Below are 1,497 nucleotides of genomic sequence, written 5' to 3' on the forward strand. Positions count from 1 at the left end.
GGCTAGGGCGGGGTCAGGACGGGCGGGGGGCGAAGCCGTAGGGGAGTTCCAGGCGGTGGGCCGTCAACAGCGCCTCGTCGGACAGGAGGTCCGCGGTGGGGGCGTCGGCGACGATGCGGCCGCCGTCCAGGATCACCGAGCGGGGGCACAGCTCGGCCGCGTACGGCAGGTCGTGCGTGACCATGAGCAGCGTCACCGGCAGGGCGCGCAGGATCTCCGCCAGCTCCCGGCGGGCGGCCGGGTCGAGGTTCGACGACGGCTCGTCCAGCACCAGGATCTCCGGGCGCATGGCCAGCACAGTGGCCACCGCCACCCGGCGCCGCTGCCCGAACGACAGGTGGTGCGGGGCGCGGTCCCGGTGCTCGCTCATCCCGACCGCCGCGAGCGCCTCGTCGACCCGGGCGGCCAGCTCGGCGCCGCGCAGGCCCAGGTTGGCCGGGCCGAACGCCACGTCCTCGGCGACCGTGGGCAGGAACAGCTGGTCGTCCGGGTCCTGGAAGACGATGCCGACGCGGCGGCGTACCTCGGCCAGCGTGTCCCGGTCCCCGGTGACGGTGAGGCCGCCGACGCTCACCGTGCCCTCGGTCGGGGTGAGGATGCCGTTGAGGTGCAGCACGAGCGTGGTCTTGCCGGCGCCGTTGGGCCCGAGCAGCGCCACCCGATCGCCGCGCGGCACGGTCAGGTCCACGCCGTGCAGGGCGACGTGACCGTCCGGGTACGCGTACCGGACGCCGTTGACGTCGAGGGAGGGCGGCTGCTGCACGTACCCGATCATTGCAGGACGAGCGCGACGGCGGCGATGGTGGCCGCGATCGCCGGCACCGTCGCGGCGACCGCCCACTGGCCGGCGGTGGCCGCGCCGGCCCCCTGCCACACCGCCGGCATCCGGCCGGTGTAGCCGCGGGAAAGCATCGCCAGGTAGACCCGCTCGCCGCGCTCGAACGCGCGCAGGAACAGCGCGCCGACGCCGGCCGCGAAGCCGCGCAACTGCCACAGGAACCGCGGGTCGTCGCCGCGCGACACCCGCGCCACGCGCATCCGGCGGGCCTCGCCGACCAGCACCTCCAGGTAGCGCAGCATGAACGTGGCGATCTGGGTGAGGATCTGCGGGCACCGCAGCCGGTCCAGGCCGAGCAGCAGGTCCCGCGTCGTCGTGGTCGCCGCCAGCAGAAGCGATGCGAGTACGCCGAGCGTGCCCTTGGCGAGGATGTTGAACGCGCCGTGCAGCCCGTCGACGGACAGGGCGAGCCCCGCCACCTCGACCCGCTCCCCCGCCCCGAGGAACGGCAGCGCGAACGCGAACAGCACGAACGGCAGCTCGATCAGCGCCCGGCTGAGCAGCCAGCGCGGGCCGACCCGGGCCAGCGCGGCCACCACGGCGACCAGGAGCGCGTACCCGCCGAAGGCCCAGTACGCCTCCCGGGGTGTGGCCACCACCGCGACGGTGAACAGCACCATCGCGGCGATCTTCACCTCCGGCGGGAGGCGGTGCACCGG

General features: G+C 74.9%; 2 protein-coding genes. Both read right to left on the bottom strand.

What is annotated here, in order from left to right; all coding sequences use genetic code 11:
• Window positions 1-13 precede the first annotated feature (13 nt).
• The gene (locus tag KBX39_RS30950) at window positions 14-775 is read right to left on the bottom strand and encodes an energy-coupling factor ABC transporter ATP-binding protein (RefSeq protein ID WP_210873940.1); all 762 of its coding nucleotides are present in this window, start codon (window positions 773-775) and stop codon (window positions 14-16) included.
• On the bottom strand, window positions 772-1,497 hold a 726-nt coding region (gene cbiQ, locus KBX39_RS30955), incomplete at its 5' end, for a cobalt ECF transporter T component CbiQ (RefSeq protein WP_210873942.1). The genes cbiQ and KBX39_RS30950, both read right to left, overlap by 4 nt.

The organism is Micromonospora sp. D75 (genome assembly GCF_018070405.1).
In the GTDB taxonomy this organism is placed as follows: domain Bacteria; phylum Actinomycetota; class Actinomycetes; order Mycobacteriales; family Micromonosporaceae; genus Micromonospora; species Micromonospora chalcea.

Coding starts and splice junctions, on each gene's coding strand:
- KBX39_RS30950 (WP_210873940.1), bottom strand. CDS start 775: ATGATCGGGTACGTGCAGCAGCCGCCCTCCCTCGACGTCAACGGCGTC.